This is a genomic window from Streptomyces sp. NPDC004647, from assembly GCF_040609575.1.
Lineage (GTDB): Bacteria > Actinomycetota > Actinomycetes > Streptomycetales > Streptomycetaceae > Streptomyces.
In genome coordinates this window covers 61,115-76,916 of record NZ_JBEXKU010000035.1, presented here as the reverse complement: position 1 = coordinate 76,916, position 15,802 = coordinate 61,115, and the positions used below count along the sequence as shown (strand labels likewise).

The window sequence follows — 15,802 nt, the reverse complement described above, 5'->3', positions numbered from 1 at the left end:
TACCGGGTGCGGCTCTCCGCGGCGCACCCGGTACGCCGCCGGGAGGGGGGTCCGGTACGGCCTTCCCCGGGCGCGTGCGGCCGGGCCGGGGCGCCGCGCCCGATACGGCTGCCCGCCGGGGCAGCAGTTGGGACGGCCGGGCCGAGCCCGTCGGTGCCTCCCGAGCGGACGCCTCCGCCTCCCGCGCCACCGGGTCCGTGGCCCAGCAGCTCATCGCCGCCCATCTCGTGGAGGGGCGGATGCAGCCGGGGGAGGAGATCGGACTGCGGGTCGACCAGACCCTGACCCAGGACGCCACCGGCACCCTGGTGATGCAGGAACTGGAGGCGCTGGGCCTGGACCGGGTCCGCACCGAGGTGAGCGTGAGCTACGTCGACCACAACATCCTGCAGGCCGACGCACGCAACGCGGAGGACCACATCTTCCTGCGGTCCGCCGCCCGCCGCTTCGGCCTGTGGTTCTCCAAGCCCGGCAACGGCGTCTCGCACCCCACCCATATGCAGCGCTTCGGCGTCCCCGGCAAGACCCTCGCCGGCTCCGACTCCCACACCTGCGCCGCGGGTTCGCTCGGCATGCTCGCGATCGGCGTCGGGGGCATCGAGGTGGCGCGGGCCATGGCCGGAGCGCCGCTCCATCTGCGGATGCCGCACATCTGGGGCGTACGGCTGACCGGCAGCCTGCCGCCCTGGGTCAGCGCCAAGGACGTCATCCTGGAGATGCTGCGCAGGCACGGGGTGAAGGGCGGCGTCGACCGGATCCTGGAGTACCACGGGCCCGGACTGGCGGGCCTGTCGGCCATGGACCGGCATGTCATCGCCAACATGGGCGCCGAGCTGGGCGCCACCGCCAGTGTCTTCCCCGCCGACGACGCCGTCCGGGCGTTCCTGCGCGCCGAGGGCCGCGAGGAGGACTTCACCGGGATCACCGCCGGCCGGGACGCGCGGTACGACCTGCACGAGGAGATCGATCTGTCCGCGCTGGAGCCGCTGATTGCCAGGCCCACCTCGCCCGGCAACGTCGTGCCCGTACGGGACGTGGCGGGTCAGCCGGTCTCACAGGTCGTCGTCGGCTCCTCGGCGAACCCCGGACTGCGCGACTTCGCGGTCACCGCCGCCATGGTCAAAGGACGCCAGAGCGCGTACGGAGTGAGCTTCGACGTCAACCCCACCTCCAGGGAGATCCTCCAGGACCTCACACAGATGGGCGCCACGTTCGACCTGATCGCCGCCGGAGCCCGGATCCACCAGGCCGGGTGCCTGGGCTGCATCGGGATGGGCCAGGCACCCGCCACCGGCCGCAACTCCCTGCGCACCTTCCCCCGCAACTTCCCCGGCCGGTCCGGCACCGACGAGGACGCGGTCTGGCTCTGCTCGCCCGAGACCGCCGCGGCCTCGGCACTGACCGGGGTCATCACCGACCCCCGGGACTGGGCCGCAGACACCGGGACCGGCCCGCCCGACCTCGCCCTGCCCGCGCGGGCGGCCGTCAACACCGCGGCGCTGGAGGAGCCCCCGCCCCCCGACGTGGCCACCGGCATCCGGCTCGAGCGCGGCCCCAACATCTCCGCGCTCCCGGAGCTGGACCCCCTGCCCGACAACCTGGAGGGGCCGGTCCTGCTCAAGGCGGGCGACAACGTCTCCACCGACGAGATCTCCCCGGCGGGGGCCAGGGCACTGCCCTACCGGTCGAACATCCCGAAGCTCGCCGAGTTCACCTTCACCCGTCTCGACCCGGACTACCCGCGCCGGGCCGCAGAAGCACGGGACGCCGGCGAAGCGCACTTCGTGGTCGCAGGCGACAACTACGGCCAGGGATCCTCCCGCGAACATGCCGCGATCACCCCCCGCTACCTCGGGCTGCGAGCCGTACTCGCCAAGTCCTTCGCCCGAATCCACTGGCAGAACCTCGCGAACTTCGGCGTCCTCGCCCTGGAATTCGACGCCCCCCGCGACTGGGAGCGCATCGATGCCGGCGACCGGCTGCGCCTGGACGGGCTGCGCGCCCGCCTCGCACCGGATGCCGGGCCGTCGCTGCGGGTGCGCAACACCACCAAGGACGAGGAGTACGCCGTGCACCACCGGCTCTCGCCGCGCGGGCGCGGAACCGTGCTGGCGGGCGGAGTCATCCCCGCGCTCGCTGCGGAAGCGCATCCGGACGCGCGGGAGTAGAACAGGGAGGGACGGGGCACCCGCGTGTCCGTACACCGCTCCCCTAGGAGGGATTCCCTTGCCGATCGCGACCGTCAACCCCGCCACAGGAGAAACACTCAAGACCTTCGACGCACTCGGCAGCGCGGAGATCGAGGAGCGGCTGGACCGTGCACAGAGGACTTTCCGCGAGTACCGGACCACCTCCATCGCCACTCGGGCGGAGCTGCTGCGCACCGCCGCCGCCCTGCTGGAGGAGGACCGGGACGACATCGCGCGGCTGATGACCCTGGAGATGGGCAAGACCGTCGCCTCCGCGCGGGCGGAGGCCGCCAAATGCGTCAAGGCCATGCGCTGGTACGCCGAGCACGCCGAGGAGCTGCTGGCGGACGAGAGCCCCGCGCCCGCCGACGTCGAGGACTCCGGCGGTGCCCGGGCCACCGTGCGCTACCGCCCCCTGGGGGCCGTCCTCGCGGTGATGCCGTGGAACTTCCCGCTCTGGCAGGTCGTGCGCTTCGCCGCCCCCGCGCTGATGGCCGGCAATGTGGGGCTGCTCAAACACGCCTCGAACGTTCCACAGACGGCCCTCTACCTGGACGATCTCTTCCGCCGGGCCGGCTTCCCCGAGGGCTGCTTCCAGACCCTGCTGGTCGGCTCGGACGCCATCGCCGACATCCTCCGCGACCCCAGGATCGCCGCCGCGACGCTCACCGGCAGCGAGCCCGCCGGGCGCTCGGTCGCCTCGATCGCCGGTGACGTGGTCAAGAAGACGGTGCTCGAGCTGGGCGGCAGCGACCCGTACGTGGTGCTGCCCTCCGCCGACCTCGACAAGGCCGCGCGGACGGCGGTGACCGCCCGAGTGCAGAACAACGGGCAGTCCTGCATCGCGGCCAAGCGCTTCATCGTGCACACGGATGTCTACGACGCCTTCACCGCCCACTTCGTCCAGCACATGTCGGCCCTGACGGTGGGCGACCCGCTGGAGGAGGCCACCGACGTCGGCCCGCTCTCCAGCGAGCAGGGCAGGCGCGACCTGGAGGAACTGGTCGACGACGCGCGGGGGCTCGGCGCGACGGTCCTGTGCGGTGGCGGCCGGCCCGAGAACCGGACCGCGGGCTGGTTCTACGAGCCGACGGTGCTGGCCGACATCTCCCCGGACATGCGCATCCACTACGAGGAGGCGTTCGGCCCGGTCGCCACCCTCTACCGCGTCGCGGATCTGGACGAAGCGCTGCGGGTGGCCAACGACACCCCCTTCGGCCTCAGCTCCAACGTGTGGACCCAGGACGCGGCCGAACAGGAGCGCTGCGCAAGGGACGTGGAGGCCGGCGGCGTCTACTTCAACGGAATGACCGCCTCGCACCCGGGATTCCCCTTCGGCGGCGTGAAGCGCTCCGGCTTCGGGCGCGAGCTGTCCGGCCACGGCATGCGCGAGTTCTGCAACATCACCACGATCTGGCACGGCCCCACCGCCCCCCGGAGCTGAGACCGTGCCCCCACACCCGTACCTGCCACGCTACGCAGGGAGGGGCATGGGGGCCGGGCCGGGGACCGCTACCGCTGGATCGGCCTCCCGTCGCCGCCGCAGATGCAGCCGGCGTTGACGCAGTCGACGACGCGGCGGCGCACCTCCGCCGTGCCGGACGCGTCGCATCATTCCTCCCGCTCAGCCGAACGGGATCCGGACGAAGGACCTGTCGCCGGTGCCCAGGGTGCTGGGGGCGTTGCCGATGGCGTTCCAGACCTCGACCCGGACCTTGCCGTTCACCAGATCGCCCGGACTCCCGGTGGCCGACTTCAGACCGCGGCCCTGGGTGTAGTGCTCGTACCCGGCGACCGGGTCGGTGGCGAAGTAGTGGTAGGTCTCCGTACGGTCCCAACTGCCGTCACCGGTCAGGTCGTACGAGAGGCGTACCTGCTGCCCGTTGGCCACCGAGGTGCCCGCGTCCACGAACAGGTCGAACTGCGCCCCGCCTCCGGTGTACTTGCGGGTGATGCCCGAGGAGACGAAGGTCTGCGGCTGGTGCGGTGTCCCGTCGTGGTTGGCGCCGCCCGCCGACGCCAGGGTGGCCGTACCGGAGGAGGCGGCGGCGTCTCCCAGCGTCCCGCCCGATCGCAGATGGAGCGTCGCCGAGCCGGACGGCGGGTCGGTGGGCGGCTCGCTGGTGGGCGGTGTCGTGGAACCGGCACCGCGGGTCCAGACGCCGACGTAGTCGACCAGCATGGGGCGTCCCGGGACGGTGTCGGCAGTCGGTGTCTTCCCGGCCAGCGCGTCGGGGAAGGCGCCGCCGATGGCGAGGTTGAGCAGGATGAAGTAGCCCGCGTGCTCGGTCATGTTCGACCACGTCCCGGCGTCCACGCGGTTCTGGTCGACGCTGTGGAACAGCTGGTCGTCGACGTACCAGCGCAGCTCGTCGGGACTGCTGCTGCGGTCCCACTCGAAGCGGTAGGTGTGGAAGGCGGACTGGCAACTGGCGCCGGGACAGGGGCGATTGGCGCCGATACCGGTGGTCTCGTTGCAGGGCCCGCCGGGGTTGACGCCGCAGTGCAGCACGCCCCACACGGAGTTGATCCCGTTGACGTTCTCCATGATGTCGAACTCGCCGATGCCGGGCCAGTTCCAGTAGTTGCCGCGGTACGGGGAGCCGAGAGCCCAGAAGGCGGGCCAGTAGCCGAGGGCCGCGTTGCCGGTGACATCCGGCATCCGGATGCGGCCCTCGATGCGCAGGGCTCCTCCGGCCGGGGCCTTGAAGTCGGCGCGGCGGGTCTCGATGCGGCCCGAGGTCCAGTTGCCCGCGCCGTCCCGGAGCGGGGTGATCCGCAGATTGCCCGACCCGTCCAGGCTCACGTTGTCGGGGGAGGAGGTGTAGTTCTGGACCTCACCGGTGCCCCAGTTGCCGGGGCCGCCGGGGTACGAGTGACCGGTGTCGATCTGCCAGTCGGCGGACGACGGCAGGGAGCGGTCCGGTCCGTTGAAGTCGTCGCTCCACCGCAGATCCCAGCCGGGGGCGGGCGGTACGGCGCCCCGGGCCGGAGCCGCGGTGAGCGCGGCGAGCCCGGCCAGGGCGAGGGCGGTCGCGGTCAGGGCGGCGAGGAAGGCTCTGCGCCTGCGGGGCGGCGGCGCAGGGGGCGCCTGAGTGACGCTGCTTGTGCTCATGGGGGAAGACCTCCTGAGAGGGGAGGAAATGCATGAGAGCGCTCTCAGGATGGTTTAAGTGAAGACAAGAAGTGCGTCAATGGCCCGCGCACGTCAACTTCTTGAATGCATGTCCCAGTTGGCCCGGACCTCCGCGACGAGCAGCGCGACATCGTCGTGGCCGTCGGGATCGCGTACGGAGTGGAGCAGCAGGTCGCAGGTCCGCTCCAGCGAGTGCCGCGGGCCGGTCAGCATCCGCACCAGGGCCTGGAGGCGCGCGTCGATGGGGTCGTCCCGCGTCTCGACGAGGCCGTCGGTGTAGAGCACCAGCCGGCTGCCGGGGGTGAGGTCGAGTTCCGTCGTGCCGAACGGGATGCCCCCGACGCCGAGGGGGACGCCCGTCGGAACATCGATGATCTCCGCCCGGCCGTCCGGATGCACCAGTACCGGCGGCAGATGGCCGGCGGTGGAGATGGTGCAGCGGCGCGAGTGCGGGTCGTAACTGGCGTACACGCAGGTGGCGAAGGCCTGGTCCAGCCCGTTGGCGACATCGTCCAGATGCCGCAGAACGTCCTCCGGCTCCAGGTCCAGGGCGGTGAGGGTGCGGGTGGCGGTACGCAGCTGGCCCATGGTCGCCGCGGCCGTGATGCCGCTGCCCATGACGTCTCCGACGACCAGCGCGGTCCTGTCCCCGGACAGCGGCAGGACGTCGAACCAGTCCCCGCCGACCTCGTGCGTGGACCCCGCGGGCTGGTACCGGTAGGCGACCTCCATCCCGGGCTGGCGTGGCGGCCTCCGGGGCAGCAGGCTGCGTTGCAGCGCGAGCGCGGTACGGCGCTCGTTCCGGTACAGCCGGGCGTTGTCGATGCTGATGGCCGCGCGCGCCGCGAGCTCGCCGGCGAGCAGTTGGTCGTCCTCGTCGAAGGGCGCCTGGGTGCGGGCCCGTATCAGGCTCAGTGTGCCGATGACGTTGCCCCGGGCTATCAGCGGCACCCCGAGGTACGAGTGGGCCCCGGCGCGGGCCAGCAGGGCAGCGGAAGCGTCGTCCCGCGCCACTCGGCGCAGCGAATCCTCGTCCAGATGCGGGACGAGGATGGGGTCGCCCGAGTTCACGACCTGGGTGATCAGGCGGTCTGGGTCGTAGCGTGCGACGTTGCCGGCCGGGTCCGGGGCCCGCGAGGCCACCGTGTGGTAGGCGGACTTCACCGCGAGTGCGCGGAACACGGCGGGGCCGCTGCTGCCTCCGTCGGCCGGTGCCGAGGCGTTGTGCCGGTCGCTGAGGATCGCGTCCAGGATGTCCACCGCGGCCACGTCGGCGAGGTGGGGCACGGCCACCTCGGCCAACTCCCGGGCCGTGTGGCGGAGGTCGAGTGTGGTGCCGATGCGCATACCGGCGTCGGCTATGAGGGCGAGACGCTGCCGCGCCCGGTTCATCTCCGTGGTCGCGCGATGTCGCTCGGTGACGTCGATCACGGATATCGCGACGCCGAGAACCTGCCCCCCGGTGTCCTCCAGCCGGTAGTAGGACACCGACCAGGCGTGGTCCTTCGCCGGATCCTCGGGGGTGCGGCCGACCACGTACTGGTCCAGCAGCGGCGTTCCGGTGGCCAGCACCTGGCGGGTCGCGGACTCGATGGCCGCCACGTCCAGGAAGGGCAGGGCATCCGCCACCCGCCGGCCGAGATGCTCGTCGGCGGGCATGCCGTTGATGCGCTCCAGCGCGGGGTTGACCAGGACGTAGCGCAGTTCGGTGTCGAGTACGGCGAGGCCGATCGGCGACTGGCTGATCAGCCGCATGGACAGCGCGAGGTCGGTCTCCAGCGTGCGCAGCGTGACCTGGTCGGTGGCGATGCCCAGGGCGTAGACGTTCTTCTTCTCGTCGAGCATCCGCATGTTCCGGAACTCGACGAGCCGGCTGCCGCCGCCCTTGACGCGGATCGGGAAGCCGCCTGCCCAGCTGGCACCCTCCAGTACCTGGCCGAAGAGCTCCTTGACCAGTGGCGCGTGCTTCTCGTCGACCATGAGCGCAGCCCCGTACTCGCCCAGCGCCTCCTCCGCGCTGTAGCCGAACAGTTCCTCGGCCGAGGGGCTCCACAGAGCGATCCGCCCTTTGGCGTCCAGGACGACGGCGGCGACACCCAGGGCATCCAGCAGACCCCCTGGCGCGGACGGCGCAGGGGCCGAGTTCTGGCCGGGGCCGGCCTTCCGAGGATCCGTGTGTCTCATCCTGGGCACCTCTTTCGGTTGCCCATCCTCATCGCCGCAATGCCTCCATGGTCCCTTGGAAACGTGGGATGCGCAGTGGTCGGTCCTGGCTGGTGGTGCTGCGGAAGCAGTCTGCCGTGACTCGGTCGCGATCGGTAACGGCTCGGTCGCAGGAATCTTGGCCGATTCCCGACAGAGATGCACCCTCCGGCTCCTGCGGGTCGCTACATCTCTTTGTCGATTCTGAGCAACTTCGGGAACCGTCACGTTCTCCATGGCAACACGGATCGATTCCGACCGTGGTTCTTCACCATCGAGGGCAGGAGTGGCCAGTGTCCCGAAAGAGAACTGTCAGCCGGAAGAAGAAGATCGTTGTGGCGGTCAGCGCCGCGGCGCTGGTCGGTGGCGTCGCTGTCGTGATGACGGGCACCAGCCAGGCATCGGTCGCCTGTGACGGCCTGGACAAAGCGCTGAGCAACAACCAGCAGTTCATCGCGGACCAGCAGGCGAACCCGGACGCCAGTTCGGCTGCCAAGATCGCCAACCGGCAGGACGTGATCAAACAGATAGAGGTGCAACGCAAGGCGGCCGGGTGCAGCGATGGCGGCGGTGACGCGGCTGCACCGCCGGAGGAGGCGCCGCCGGCGGCCGGTGAGGAAGCCGGTCAGGAAGGTGGCGCGGCAGCCGGTGAGGAGGGTGGCGCTGCGGCCGGTGAGGAGGCCGGTCAGGAAGGCGGCGCGGCGGCCGGTGAGGAAGCCGGTCAGGAAGGTGGCGCGGCAGCCGGTGAGGAGGGCGGCGCTGCGGCCGGTGAGGAAGGTGGCGCCGCGGCCGGTGAGGAGGCCGGTCAGGGAGGTGGCGCGGCAGCCGGCGAGGTGGTCTGCGAGGGATCGACGGTGACGCTCTCCGGCGAAGGAGGGGCGCCTGCCGCCTCCAGCGGCGAGTTCCCCGTCGGGACCACGCTGAAGGTCACCAACCTGGACAACAACAAGTCGACCACCGTGGACGTGACGTCGGGGTCGGGGAGTTGTGCGCTCCTGAACAACGCGGCCTTCGAAGAGGTCCGCGAGGCCGGCAAGTTCCTCATCCGGAACGCTCGGATCGAGAAGGTCGGCTAGAACCGACAAGACCCGCTCCCGGTCGGCGGGCCGGGAGCGGGTTGTCCGGTCATCATTTGGTGGCCCAGTCGCGCAGGTCGGCGCGGTCGTCGAACCTGCCGAGGTTCGTGTCCAGCGGATGAGTCGTGTACTGGTGGAAGCGCCACGTGGCCTTGATGCCCGGATGCCCGGGCTTGCCGTTGTGATCCGCGATCCACAGGCCGTCGCCGGCGAACGACGTCGTGTCGCGGTTGAGCCAGAAGTACCGGTTGCAGTAGAGCAGCACGCGGTGGTCCGGCCGCTTGCGCTGCACGTACTTGATCCAGGAGTCCTTCTGCGCGTTGCTGACGCCGGCGTCCTCCCAGTCGAGCGCCAGCATGTCACCGGCGGCGAGCTTGATCCTCGACAGGAAGTAGTCGGCCTGCTCGCTCATGCTGCCGGAGCGAATGAAGTGGTAGAACCCGGTGACCAGCCCGGCCTCGCGCGCGGTGCTGCGCTGGGCGACCCACTTGGGATTCGTGTACGACCTGCCCTCCGTGATCTTGATGAAGACGAAGTCGAGGCCCTTCGTGCTGTAGTCCGTCGGTTGATAGGAAGCTACGTCAACACCCTTGATCGTCATAACAGTTGACTACCCGCCACGGTGGCGGGTAAGCGATGCCGGTCCGCCTCATCGGCCGGTGAGCAGCACCCAGACCGGGCCCCGGGCGAAGTTCAGCCGGTCCCCGGAGGGTGTGGTGAACTCCGTGCCGCTCTCCTTCCCGTTGCGGCTCCACCGGGCGTCGTAGGCCTTGCCGTCGCGCAGGACCAGCGCCGTTCCGCTGCCCACGCTCTCGGTGTACGGCGAGACGCTTCCCGACCGGTCCTGGAACTGCGACGTGCGGACGGTGACGTGCTGGATCACGACGGTCGCCGCGGAGGACCGCCCGCCGTCGGTGGTGCTCGCCGCTGTTCCGTCCATCGACACCAGCCAACGCTTCACGCCCGGCGACCAGTTGAAGGAGAACCGGGCGGCCGGATACCGGACGGTCTCCTCGGCCGCATTCCGCCCGCCCTCGGGGGCCGACCCGAACCGGAAGCCGATGTCCGACGCCTTCTCCGCGCGGGGTGCCTCGGCGAGGAGCCGGCCGGGCCGCACATAGAGGTTGTGCGGCGCGGGCCGGTCGCTGCCGCGGAAGTAGGCCCCGGGAGCCTCCCCCGGAGGCAGGGCGTACAGCGGGGCGGCCGTGATCAGCGGCCTGAGCTTGGACTGCGCCCCGGAGTACGCCAGCGCGGGCCGGCCGAACTGCGCGAGCAGCTCGAGATCCGATTCGCGCGCGCTGCGTACCGGCCCCAGCTCGGCGGGCAGCCGGGACGAGAGCACCGCGAGCATCCGGGTCTGCCCGCCCTCGACCTGCTCCACGTAGACGATGTCGGCCGCGCCGAGACCGGTATGCGGACGTGCCGGAGGGACATTGTCGATCTTGACCGCCAGAACGGGGCCGGGCGCCGCGCGGAGACCGGTGAAGGGGGACACGCCCTGGGTCTGCTGCGTGGGGGCGGGCTCCTGCTCGGATCCCGAGTCCGTGCACGCGGCGAGGCCGACCGCCGCCATCGCGGAGACCACCGTCAGCGCTGCGATACGCCGAGCCGCCCGGACGATCCGCTCCAGCCGGCGGCTGTGCGCGCCCCGCCAGTAGACACGGCCGCAGTCCCGGCAGCGCATGAAGGTGTCGTACGTACGGCGCGTGCCGGGCCGGAGCAGATGCTCCACCTCGCTCTTGTCGACGGGCGCGAGCAGCGCGTTGCACGCCATGCACCGGGTCCACGGGGCGAGCGGCGGCTCGAACCGCTCCAGGACATCGGCGAGTTGCCGGTCCGGCTGCCCACCGCGCACATACCCGCCCAGCCACAGCGCCCTGCGCCGCAGCAGCCCTCGGTCCTGGGTCAGCAGCACCCGGCGCTCGGCGTTCGCCTGCTCGATCAGCGCGTCGTCGTCCATGTCGTTGCGGTACGCGGTGTCCACGCCGACCAGCCGCAGCTGCCGGGCCAGCGCGCCGAGGTGGACGTCGAGAACGAAGCGCAGCGGCTCGGGCCGCGTTTCCTGCGGCCGTCGCACCGCACGGATCTCCACGACCTCGCCGGCACGCGGGCGGTACGAGGCGGGAACCGGCCGGCCGTCCACGAGCAGCGAGCCGACCTCCGGCAGCGGAACGCCCAGCGACTCCACGACATGGCCGAGCGTGGACGTCCCGTCGGGCGTCACCCGGACCTCGCCGGACCGGTGGCGTGACGGCAGGAACATCCGCAGCTCGTGAGGGAAACGAAGGCGCAGTGCCGATGCGTGCACACCATCAGGATGCCACCGGGCGGCCCACTCGCCTCCTCACGTGCCGGAACTCCAGGGCGTGGGCCGGATCTCGAACGCTGTCAGCCCCTCCGGCTGCTCCTCCTTCACCGACACCGCGTCGACGATCGCCGTGGGCGGACCGTGCTGCGCCCACTCGACCATCTTCTCCACGCGCTCCGGGTCCCCTTCGAATACGGCTTCGACCGTTCTGTCCGGCAGATTCCGCACCCACCCGGCGACGCCGTTCTGGAGCGCCGTGCGACGGCAGGTGTCGCGGAAGAACACGCCCTGCACGTCCCCGGAGACCACTACGCGCTTACGGGCCATCGCCTGCCTCACTTCGTGCCTCACTTCCTGTCTCACCCCGCCTCGTCCGGTCGGGTCCGGTCCGGTCCGCCTCGAGCCGATCCGCCGCCCGGCCCGTGCGACCGCAGATATGTATCCCGGCCCCGCGGTCAGCGGCCGGAGCCGCGCCCGGAGGGTGCACGGCTCACCGTGCGCCCCGCGGCGGAGGCTTCCCGGGCGAAGGTGATGGCGTCGTGGACGGCCGCGCCGCCGGGGTCGTTGTTGCAGTACACATGGACATCCGCCGTTTCGGGCCAGGTGTCGGCGATCCGTTCCGCCCAGGTGCGCAGCGCCCGGCGGCCGTAGCGCGGCCACGGTTCGGCGCGGCCCTCGTGGAGCCGCAGATAGCCCCAGTCGGCGGTCCGCCAGAGGGGCGTGACCGGCCGGGAGCCCCGGTCCGCCCAGCACAGCGCGGCGCCCCGCCGCTCCAGCACCGTACGGACCTCCGCGGTCCACCACGAGTCGTGACGGGGCTCGACGGCCACCCGCGTGCCGGAGGGGAAGCAGTCCAGGCAGGTGTCCAGCAGCCCGGGGTCCGCGCGCAGCGTGGGCGGCAGCTGGAGCAGTACGGGTCCCAGCCGGGAGCCGAGCCCGGAGGCGTGCGACATCAGCCGGCGCACCGGCTCCTGAGGGTCGCGGAGCCGCTTGATGTGCGTCAGGTAGCGGCTGGCCTTGACGGCCATGACGAAGCCCTCGGGGGTCCGGTCCCGCCAGGCGGCGAAGTTCTCCTCGCTGGGCAGCCGGTAGAACGCGTTGTTGCTCTCGACGGTGGCGAAGTTGCGGGCGTACTCCTCCAGCCACAGCCGCTGCGGCCGGTCCGCCGGGTAGAGGACGTCACGCCAGTCCTTGTACTGCCACCCGCTGGTTCCGAGGAGGATGGTCATGCCCGATCCATGCCCGTCACGCGGCGCGCCGTATCAGTGCCGTATCAGTGAGGCCGCCGGTGTGCCCGGCCCGGCCGTGTGCCCGCGGCGAGGTCCGCCGGTGAGGCCGGCCGGTGAGGTCCGTCAGCGCGGGGTGGCGCGACCGGCCACCGAGGCCGTGACCGCGCGCAGATAGCGCGTGGCCGCGGCGTGCTGCATCAGCCGGGTCACCGGGCTGCTCAGCCGCGCGTACCAGGTGGCGGGGCGGGAGAAGGCCGACACCTCGAACCACACGTCGCCGCGCTCGTCGTAGGTGACGACGAACGACTCCTCACCGCTCTCCGGGTGCCCGGGCAGCGTGCCGTACGCGAAGCCGACCCGGCGCGCCTCGGCCACCGTCCACACCACGCGGCAGGGGACCACCAGACGGGGGTACCGCAGCCCGGGAAGGCGGGTGGTGACCAGCGCGGTGCCCCCGGGCGCCGGAGGCGACACCGGGTGCACATCGAACCCGGCACCGCGCTGCACACCCCACGCCAGCACGTACGCCCCGGCCTGTTCGAAGACTTCCCGCCCCTCGCCGAGGCGCACCTTGCGGCGCAGATGCGCGAACCCGGCGGGCAGGGACGGGCCGAGTGTCGCCCCGGTCTGCGCGTACGTCAGATTCTGCTCGCACGCTCGCCGGTAGCGCCGGTCCAGGTCTCGGGTCATACGGCCAATCTACGCAGGTCGGCTACCGATTCCGGCGGTCTTTGTCAGGACGGTCCGGCGCTGGACGCGTGATGTTCCGGCAGAGTTCGCCGACCGATCTCCGAGGCAGCCGTGATCAGGGCTCTGACCTGGCACGGGAAGCGCGACGGGACACGCCGGGAGAGGGTGGCTGGATGAAGATCGTGGGGCCGGCGGATGCGATCGCACGGATCACCTCCAGGGGCACGGGGAAACCTGATCGCCGGTGCTGGACAGACCCGGCAGGCCCGATTCCGGCAGGCCCGATTCCGGCAGGCCCGATTCCGTCGGGCGCTCAGAGGTCGCCGCACGCGAGGTGGAACAGGCCGCCCTCGGGGTCCCGGAGCGTCGCGATGGGGCCGAAGTGCGAGTCGCGCGGCGGTGATATCACCGCGCCGCCCGCATCGGCGGCATGGCGGACCGCCGCTTCGATGTCGTCGACGCGGAAGTAGGTGTGCCACTGCGGCCGTATGTGCGGATCGGGTGCGGATCCCAGGGCCCCGCCGCGCAGGTCGGCCACGGTGTGTCCGGCGATACGCAGGACCACCCGGTCGTCCTCGTACCGGACGTCGATGTTCTCGTCGCTCTGCGCGTCCCAGTCGAAGACGCCGCCGTAGAACAGGGCGGAGGCGAAGGGGTCCCGGGTGCGCAGCTCCAGCCACGCCGGAGCCCCGGATTTGCGGCCCACCCTCCAGTCCGGGTCGACCTCGCCCTCCCAGATCCCGAAGACCGCGTCCTCCGGGTCGGCGGCCCATGCCACCCGGCCCTTGCCGAACTCCATCGGCCCCACCGCGACCGTGGCACTGCGCTCACGGACGCGCTCCGCCACCAGGTCGGCACTGTCAGCCGCGAAGTAGGCGGTCCAGGACACCGGGAACCCCATGGTCCGCGCGGTGGCCCCCAGCCCGGCCACCGGTGCCCCGTGCGCGAGCGCGACCACATAGCTGCCCTGCCCCTGGAAGCCGGGCTTGTACTGCCATCCGAGTACGGAGGCGTAGAACTCCTGGGCGGCCTCCAGGTCGTGCGCCATCAGGCTCACCCAGCACGGCGCACCCTGGACCACCCGAGTCGTGGCCGGCACGGCCGCTCACCTCGTTCCCGCACACATCGCTCCGTCCCTCCACCCTCCGCCCGGATCGGCCCGGACGCCACCCCTGGACTCACTCCGATTCCGGTGGCTCACTCCGGCAGCCGGCGGGGCTCCAGGGGCCGGGTGGCCGGGCCGTGGAGGACCGAGCCGTCGGGGGCGAACCGGGAGCCGTGGCACGGGCACTCCCAGGCGCGTTCGCCGGCGTCGAACTGCACCAGGCAGCCGAGGTGTGTGCACCGGGCGGACACCGCCGTGACGGCGCCGGACTCGTCGCGGTACACGGCGCAGCGCTGCCCCCGGATCCGTACGACGGCGCCGCTGCCCGGCGGGATGTCCGCGGCCGAGTCGACATGCGAGGTGTGCAGCCGGTCGCCGACGAAGTGCTTGGCGACGAACGCCTGCTGCCCCAGCAGTGCCGAGGCCTCCCGCAGACGGGGAAGCCGCCGCGGGTCGTACAGCTCCGTCCAGGGCGGCCGCGGGCTTCCCGTGATGTGGGCGGCGAGCAGCCGGCCGGACAGCACCCCGCCGCTCAGACCCCAGCCGCCGAACCCGGTGGCCACGTACACATGCTGGGTGCCGGGGTGGCTGTGCCCGATGTACGGCACCCCGTCGGTGGTGTCGTTGTCCTGGGCCGCCCACCGGTAGCCGAGACGGGCCTCCGGGAAGCGGCTCCGTGTCCAGGCGGCCAGCCGCTCGAACCGTTCCTCCGCCTCGCCCGTTCCGGGCGTGAAGCTCTCGCCGGTGACGATCAGCAGCCGCTGCCCGTCCGCGTGCAGGGGCGCGCCGCGCACCGAGCGGGTGTGCTGCTCAGGGGTGATGTACATCCCGGCCGGGGCGCGTTCGGCCGGGAGAACGGCGGCGGCGACCAGCTCGCGGCGCGGCTTGAGCCGGGTGAACAACATGGCCCGGTCGAAGATCGGATAGTGGGTTGCCACGACCACGTCGCGCGCCACGACGGTGGCTCCGCTCTCGGTGGTGACACGGCACCGGGCGCCGTCGTGCAGGCCGACCGCGCGGCTGCGCTCGAAGATGTGCCCGCCCCGGTCTGCCAGGTCCCGGGCGAGGGCGAGCAGGAACTTCCGCGGGTGGAACTGCATCTGGTCGGCCACGCGCACGGCGCCCGCGACGGGGAACGGCAGGTCGGTCTCCGTGACGAAGGACGCGGGCAGCCCCGCCTCGCGCGCCGCCTCGGCCTCGGCCCGGATCTCCCCGACCCGCTCCGCCGACTCCATATACGTGTAGGCCGGGACCCGCTCCAGCTCGGCGTCGGCCCCCAGGTCGGCACAGACGCGTTCCACGTGCCCGATGGCGTCCTGATGCGACTCGGCGTACAGCCGGGCGCTCTCCGGCCCGTGGTCCTCCCTCAGCCGCGTATAGGCCAGGCTGTGCAACGAGGTCAGCTTGGCGCTGGTGTAGCCCGTCACGCCTGAGCCGATGCGGTCCGCCTCCAGCAGGGCGACGTCCGCGCCCGCGCGTTTCAGCTCCCACGCGGTGCACAGTCCGGCGATACCGCCGCCGATGACGACGACGTCCACCTCCAGATCGGTCTCCAGCGACGGGTGAGCGGTGCTCTCCGTCGAAGCCATCCAGTACGACTCGTGTGTCAGTTCCGCCTGCGACATGCACCACGGGTTCCCTGTGACCGGACCCGGTAACGCCGGGTGTGCCCTCGAGGAGAAAGCAGTCCGATTCGGGTAATGGGATCCCTCTGAGCAGGGGCGTAAGCGGAGCGTGGTCGGTGGCGGGGAGATTTGGCGCGCGCGGAGGCGCGGAGGTCGCTAATCTGGTGTTCGACGGACAGCCTCTTTGGGAAGCACCGACACCCTCGGCCCGTCCCGGGAAAACGCCGGCCACCATGGCTGTG

General features: G+C 71.6%; 12 protein-coding genes and 1 pseudogene. 3 read left to right on the top strand and 10 right to left on the bottom strand.

Going from position 1 to position 15,802, the window contains the following annotated elements; translation table 11 throughout:
• The first annotated feature begins 239 nt into the window (after window positions 1-239).
• Complete coding sequence (locus tag ABZW18_RS17710; RefSeq protein ID WP_356188279.1) at window positions 240-2,168, top strand: aconitate hydratase; 1,929 nt, start codon at window positions 240-242, stop codon at window positions 2,166-2,168.
• 58 nt (window positions 2,169-2,226) lie between these two features.
• Window positions 2,227-3,633, top strand: a complete 1,407-nt coding sequence (locus tag ABZW18_RS17705; protein WP_356188267.1) for an NADP-dependent succinic semialdehyde dehydrogenase — start codon at window positions 2,227-2,229, stop codon at window positions 3,631-3,633.
• Between the two features lie 180 nt (window positions 3,634-3,813).
• Here ABZW18_RS17705 and ABZW18_RS17700 read toward each other — a convergent pair whose 3' ends face one another.
• Together ABZW18_RS17700 and ABZW18_RS17695 are read right to left on the bottom strand one after the other, a co-directional pair.
• Window positions 3,814-5,304: a glycoside hydrolase family 16 protein gene (locus ABZW18_RS17700; RefSeq protein WP_356188265.1), complete on the bottom strand. Its 1,491-nt coding sequence runs from the start codon at window positions 5,302-5,304 to the stop codon at window positions 3,814-3,816.
• A gap of 93 nt (window positions 5,305-5,397) precedes the next feature.
• The gene (locus tag ABZW18_RS17695; protein WP_356188263.1) at window positions 5,398-7,509 is read right to left on the bottom strand and encodes a SpoIIE family protein phosphatase; all 2,112 of its coding nucleotides are present in this window, start codon (window positions 7,507-7,509) and stop codon (window positions 5,398-5,400) included.
• A 311-nt stretch (window positions 7,510-7,820) separates the two neighbouring features.
• On the opposite strand from ABZW18_RS17695, the gene ABZW18_RS17690 reads away from it, so the two are divergent.
• Window positions 7,821-8,603 (top strand): hypothetical protein, encoded by a 783-nt coding sequence (locus tag ABZW18_RS17690; RefSeq protein WP_356188261.1) that lies wholly within the window; start codon window positions 7,821-7,823, stop codon window positions 8,601-8,603.
• A 52-nt stretch (window positions 8,604-8,655) separates the two neighbouring features.
• On the opposite strand, the gene ABZW18_RS17685 is transcribed toward ABZW18_RS17690, so the two are convergent.
• The 8 genes and pseudogenes from ABZW18_RS17685 to ABZW18_RS17650 all read right to left on the bottom strand — a co-directional run bounded on the left by ABZW18_RS17685 (window position 8,656) and on the right by ABZW18_RS17650 (window position 15,560).
• Window positions 8,656-9,204, bottom strand: a complete 549-nt coding sequence (locus ABZW18_RS17685; RefSeq protein ID WP_356188259.1) for a glycoside hydrolase family 25 protein — start codon at window positions 9,202-9,204, stop codon at window positions 8,656-8,658.
• A gap of 48 nt (window positions 9,205-9,252) precedes the next feature.
• Complete coding sequence (locus tag ABZW18_RS17680) at window positions 9,253-10,176, bottom strand: DUF3048 domain-containing protein (protein ID WP_356188277.1); 924 nt, start codon at window positions 10,174-10,176, stop codon at window positions 9,253-9,255.
• A 57-nt stretch (window positions 10,177-10,233) separates the two neighbouring features.
• Window positions 10,234-10,911, bottom strand: a pseudogene (locus tag ABZW18_RS17675) (Mut7-C RNAse domain-containing protein); the annotation flags it as partial.
• A gap of 36 nt (window positions 10,912-10,947) precedes the next feature.
• Window positions 10,948-11,238, bottom strand: a complete 291-nt coding sequence (locus tag ABZW18_RS17670) for an acylphosphatase (RefSeq protein ID WP_356188257.1) — start codon at window positions 11,236-11,238, stop codon at window positions 10,948-10,950.
• Between the two features lie 128 nt (window positions 11,239-11,366).
• Window positions 11,367-12,140: a DUF72 domain-containing protein gene (locus ABZW18_RS17665; protein WP_356188255.1), complete on the bottom strand. Its 774-nt coding sequence runs from the start codon at window positions 12,138-12,140 to the stop codon at window positions 11,367-11,369.
• A 123-nt stretch (window positions 12,141-12,263) separates the two neighbouring features.
• Complete coding sequence (locus ABZW18_RS17660; protein ID WP_356188253.1) at window positions 12,264-12,830, bottom strand: DUF1990 domain-containing protein; 567 nt, start codon at window positions 12,828-12,830, stop codon at window positions 12,264-12,266.
• Window positions 12,831-13,143: 313 nt separating this feature from the next.
• Entirely contained in the window at window positions 13,144-13,929 is a 786-nt protein-coding gene (locus ABZW18_RS17655) for a VOC family protein (protein ID WP_356188251.1), read from the bottom strand.
• A 98-nt stretch (window positions 13,930-14,027) separates the two neighbouring features.
• Complete coding sequence (locus ABZW18_RS17650) at window positions 14,028-15,560, bottom strand: FAD-dependent oxidoreductase (protein WP_356188249.1); 1,533 nt, start codon at window positions 15,558-15,560, stop codon at window positions 14,028-14,030.
• Window positions 15,561-15,802 lie beyond the last annotated feature (242 nt).